Source organism: Methanobrevibacter sp. UBA212, assembly GCF_905233225.1.
Classification (GTDB): domain Archaea; phylum Methanobacteriota; class Methanobacteria; order Methanobacteriales; family Methanobacteriaceae; genus Methanocatella.
In genome coordinates this window covers 1-4,715 of sequence record NZ_CAJODJ010000076.1, presented here as the reverse complement: position 1 = coordinate 4,715, position 4,715 = coordinate 1, and the positions used below count along the sequence as shown (strand labels likewise).

At 34.8% G+C, this 4,715-nt stretch carries 6 protein-coding genes; 3 read left to right on the top strand and 3 right to left on the bottom strand.

Features of this window, described 5'->3' with window-relative positions; all coding sequences use genetic code 11:
• From QZ138_RS11335 to QZ138_RS11325, 3 genes are all read left to right on the top strand, one after another.
• A partial coding sequence (locus QZ138_RS11335) for a zinc ribbon domain-containing protein (protein ID WP_292889121.1) occupies nucleotides 1–196 on the top strand: 196 nt, incomplete at its 5' end.
• Between the two features lie 249 nt (nucleotides 197–445).
• Nucleotides 446–1,375 carry a glycosyltransferase family 2 protein gene (locus QZ138_RS11330; protein ID WP_292889120.1) on the top strand — a complete coding sequence of 310 codons (930 nt, stop codon included), beginning with the start codon at nucleotides 446–448 and terminating at the stop codon, nucleotides 1,373–1,375.
• Nucleotides 1,375–1,767 carry a GtrA family protein gene (locus tag QZ138_RS11325; protein WP_292889119.1) on the top strand — a complete coding sequence of 131 codons (393 nt, stop codon included), beginning with the start codon at nucleotides 1,375–1,377 and terminating at the stop codon, nucleotides 1,765–1,767. The genes QZ138_RS11330 and QZ138_RS11325 overlap by 1 nt, the downstream gene beginning before the upstream one ends.
• A gap of 28 nt (nucleotides 1,768–1,795) precedes the next feature.
• Here the strand turns inward: QZ138_RS11325 and QZ138_RS11320 are convergent, their stop codons facing one another.
• From QZ138_RS11320 to QZ138_RS11310, 3 genes are all read right to left on the bottom strand, one after another.
• Nucleotides 1,796–3,175, bottom strand: coding sequence for a hypothetical protein (locus QZ138_RS11320; protein ID WP_292889118.1), 1,380 nt, complete (start codon nucleotides 3,173–3,175; stop codon nucleotides 1,796–1,798).
• Nucleotides 3,176–3,197: 22 nt separating this feature from the next.
• The gene (locus tag QZ138_RS11315) at nucleotides 3,198–3,998 is read right to left on the bottom strand and encodes a polysaccharide deacetylase family protein (RefSeq protein ID WP_342765680.1); all 801 of its coding nucleotides are present in this window, start codon (nucleotides 3,996–3,998) and stop codon (nucleotides 3,198–3,200) included.
• A gap of 37 nt (nucleotides 3,999–4,035) precedes the next feature.
• Nucleotides 4,036–4,715 (bottom strand): GTPase (locus tag QZ138_RS11310; RefSeq protein ID WP_292889117.1); only part of this gene is annotated, 680 nt, incomplete at its 5' end.

Here is a 4,715-nt window from a genome sequence, read left to right as displayed (position 1 = left end):
CAGATGGTACCCATCAAGCAAAACATGCAACAACTGCGGATACTACAACAAAGACCTAAAATATGAAACAAAATGGAAATGCCCACAATGCCAAAAAATACATGACCGAGACATAAACGCAGCTAAAAACATTCTAAAACAAGGATTAACAGATTTAATCAATGAAACAATGAACCTCTGGAACAGGGGGGGATAGCACGGTAATCCTACTCTCATGGGAGAGTATCAGCCCGTGAAGTAAGAATCCTCGACTTCTCCAAAGTCGAGGTAGTTCAATTTTTTCATTTAAATAACTTTGTGAAATATACGGCTTTATATTGTTTTTGAGGATTGATTTTTTAAAATCCATTAGTTTTGAGGGGGTATGTTTTGTTTAGCTATTTTTTTTAAAGTTATATTTTGTCATTTGGAAATTATTTATAATATTTCAAATAAAATATATATTATGAGTTTATTGAGTATTGTTGCACCATGTTTTAATGAGGAGGAAAGTGTTGAAATTTTCCTCGAGGAGATTCAAAAAACATTAAAAGACTATAATTTTGAGGTAATTTATGTAAATGATGGGTCCCGTGATAATACTCTAAAAAATATTAAATATTTGGCCAGTAAAAATTCAAACGTTAGATATATATCTTTTTCCAGAAATTTCGGTAAGGAATCTGCAATTTACGCAGGTTTAACATATGCTTCAGGAGATTTTGTATGTCTTATGGATGTTGACTTGCAGCATCCGCCAAAATTGCTTCCGGAAATGATGGAATCTGTATTGAATGAGGGTTATGATGTTGCTGCCGCAAGAAGAGTTTCAAGAAAAGGCGAACCGAGAATCAAATCATTTTTCTCTCATTTATTTTATAAGGTATTCAATAGAATTTCAGAGATAGACCTGGTTGAAGGTGCTACTGATTACCGTATCATGACTAGACAGGTTGTTGACTCAGTATTGGATTTGCCTGAATACAACCGTTTTTCAAAAGGTTTGTTTCAATGGGTTGGATTTGATACCAAATGGATTGATTATGAAAATGTGGAGCGGGCTGCCGGTGAAAGCACATGGTCATTTTGGGGATTAGTTAAATATTCTGGTGAGGGCGTTGTTGCATTTACAACACTGCCGTTGACTATATCCATGATTTTAGGTACTATCTTTTCAGTCTTGGCGTTTGGTTACCTGATATTTATTGTTATTAGATATCTGCTTTATTCAGATCCTGTTCAAGGTTATCCTACAATTATGTGTTCTCTTCTGCTTTTGGGTGGAATTCAATTATTGTCTATTGGAGCTTTGGGCAAATATTTGGAAAAAACCTATTTTGAGGCTAAAAATAGGCCAATTTTCATTGTTAAGGAATCAAATATTGATGGGGAATAATGATGGAGTTTATAAAATTTGATAGAGAATTGGTTTTATATGTTCTTTTCGGAGCATTCACATTTTTTGTTAATATTGCAGTATATTTCCTATTTGAAGATGTTTTGGGAGTTAATTATCTTATTTCAAATATTGTGGCATGGTTTTTCTCAGTGCTTTTTGCATACATCACAAATAGGATTTGGGTATTTGAAAGCAAAAGTCCCAATATCCTGAAAGAGATGGCTCTGTTTTTTGGAGGAAGAATATTCTCGGGTGTTGTTGACACTGCACTCATGTATCTTTTTATAGATGTTATGATGATTGGAAATACAATATCCAAAATTGTAGTTCAGATTATCGTAATTGTTCTGAATTACATATTTTCAAAACTGATTGTATTTAAAGATTAAAATAAAAAAAGATAAGTGCATAATGCACTTAATTTTTAACTAAATTGAAGTTGTAGTGGTCCGCATCATAGACCTTGGTTAAATTATATTTCTTTTCAAATTGTTTATTGGATTCTTTGAGTTTCCAATTAACCAAATATACTTTTTTATTTGGGTTTTCCTTCAATATTTTAGTAAAGTTATCGGAATATTCCACATCTCCGCTGTAGAAATATTGTCCGGACAATGTATACTGCTTGCTGGTGTTATTCAAATCGTCATGTAAAATTTTATAGCCATAATCGGTATTGTACACAATAACGCTGTCATTGTTGTTGATGCTGTTTAGGAAAGTATCCTTCTTTTCATTGAACTTTAATCTTGAATCGATGTCGTCCTGTGTAATGGCTATGCTTGCACCTGTTAGGATGATGATTAAAATCAGCGCAACCATTAAAATTTTATTGTCTTTGATTTTGCCGATGACAATTGAGGCTGAAAGCCAGAATATTCCAAATACCGGAACAAGATATCTCATTCTCATGGTATTTGAAAATGAGGACATGAGTGAAATAATTCCTATTGCAATTGTTCCATACATTAAAAATAATCCCACTGCGGGGGATCTGTCTTTATTTTTATAGATTAAGAACAGAATCAGGATTAAAAATGCCAGAGCCACCAGCTTGAAAATAATCATTTCAAATTCGAAATTTTGACTTTTGATTGCAAAAGAGGTAATGTAATGTATTGCATTAGCCAATTCAAAGCCTTCACGAGGTTCGCTTGCCTGGGTCTGCACTTGGTGAACAAGAACAACCATCCAAGGTGCATATAGAATAATCAATGCCAAAACGGATTTTGCGAATTGCTTCAGCTTATCCTTATGTTTTGTTAAAATTTCGTACAATATGAGCAGATATATCAATCCGCATGTAATTGCAAAGAAGTATTGGGTGTATGCGGATAAAAGCGTAAACAATGTTAGCAGTATCCATGATTTCTTATCCCATTTAGTTATGACCTCATTGTAATAAATGATTGTTAAAAATTCAATAAAAAAGTCACTCATTACTCCTAAACAAAAGACAAACAATCCTGCAGTTAACCAGCCATAATCTTCACGAATTTTAGTTGCCGAAACCACCATTATGAGAATATATGGAATTATTGAAGCGACTTTTAAAACGTAAAGGTTTTGCAAGCCCAACGGTGTTAACAGATATAGTATCATATAATACAGTGGTGGATGAACGTCATGAACTGCTACAATCATTCCCTGCATAAATGGAAGATTTACCAAACTGTAAGTCCAATATTCGTCAACATTAATGAATGTATTTGTTAAAGGAGAAATAAACATGTAAAGCAATATTAGGATTGCCGCACCAAAAAATAATTTACCTATCAAATCCCTTTTTTCATACATGTTGATATATTTAATTAAGATATTATATAAAATTCACTTTATTTAATTTTGTTTTAATATGTACAAACTCATTGTATGTAATAAATTCATGACATTCTCTTTTAAGCATCTTAATCAAACGGTCCAGACGATTTGCCATATCCTGTCCGCTATGGTTTTTGATAATGAATGGCATTTTGAACTCAGGATGTTTTTTAAGCTCATAAAACTCCCATGGATGAAAATAAGTCACAAAATATCCATCATGGCGAAGAACTCTTCTAACCATTCTGTGATAAATTCCTTCAGGCAAGTTGTGCAGGGATAGCCAAAACAGAGGGAAACGAATGTGTGGTGTTACAGAAGCTGGAATCTGCATGACTCCATCTTTCATAAACCAAGTGCGAGGAGTTTTCAGGTTCATGTAACGACCTGGAATAAAAGCAGGGTTAAGGGATGAATTGTAGAGGTAGCCAACACGTTTGATTTCTGATTCTACAACTGGAAACATGCGGGGTTGACGATAACCTGTTACCGTAATGCCTGCAACACTTTCCACAATTTCCTTTGACCTAGCAAAATCGCTTTCCTTCGGTTGCCAGTGGTCAACGCCATGGCAGGCAATCTCATGACCTTCCTTCATGATGCGTTTTATTATATCTGGAGCATTATTGGCGAAGTTGCCTGTACAAAAGAATGTGGCACGCACATCATTTGCCTTAAGTATATCTAAAATGATTTCAGTCCCTTCTATGGATACTTTCATGCCCTCTTCCAGTGAATAATCCACTCCATGTTCACGCGGACCGTCAAATTCCTCAATATCAAAACTTAATAATATCATATTTTCCTTTAGATTTTGTGATTTTTAGGTAATATGGCTAGTAATAGTCATCATCATCTTCAACGTTTCGATCTATTTTTTTGATGGTACGGATGACTTTGTTGATTTCATCTATTCCTTCACCTTCAATTGCTGAAATGAAAATGGAATTGTCAATGTCGTCAATATACTCATTAAGATGTTCTCTGTCCTCCACTAAATCCATTTTGTTGAACAAGTAGTAAACTGGAATTTCAGAGAAGATTTTCTCGATTTGTTTTAACAGGTTATACTGATTTTCCAGGTGGAATCCGCAGGTTTCGGATGCATCAAAAATGAACAGTATTGCATCTGCAAGGTGTTCGAGTGCAACGATAGCATTCATTTCAATGTCGTTCATCTCTAAAACAGGCCTGTCCAATAGTCCTGGAGTGTCAATAATTTGTATGCTTCTCCAGTGTATTTCAGTGTGCCCGATTTGAATTCCCTTGGTTGTGAATGGATAGTTTGCAACCTGTGGGTCGGCACCGGTAATCTGCCTTAGGAGAGTGGATTTGCCGACATTTGGAAAACCTGCAATTACTATGGTGGTTGCATCAAAGTCAATTGTCGGCATGTTTCTCAGGTTCTGTTTTGCAAAGTCAAGGAAATCCAGATCCTTTTTGATTTTATTGACAACTGATGAAATTCTCCCGTAGGCCTGCTTTTGAATTGATGTTGCCCTTTCGGAAGGATTTT

Excerpts from the sequence above, each read along its gene's own strand:
- QZ138_RS11320 (WP_292889118.1), bottom strand. The coding sequence starts at position 3,175 with ATGTATGAAAAAAGGGATTTGATAGGTAAATTATTTTTTGGTGCGGCA.
- QZ138_RS11315 (WP_342765680.1), bottom strand. The coding sequence starts at position 3,998 with ATGATATTATTAAGTTTTGATATTGAGGAATTTGACGGTCCGCGTGAA.
- QZ138_RS11325 (WP_292889119.1), top strand. The coding sequence starts at position 1,375 with ATGATGGAGTTTATAAAATTTGATAGAGAATTGGTTTTATATGTTCTT.
- QZ138_RS11330 (WP_292889120.1), top strand. The coding sequence starts at position 446 with ATGAGTTTATTGAGTATTGTTGCACCATGTTTTAATGAGGAGGAAAGT.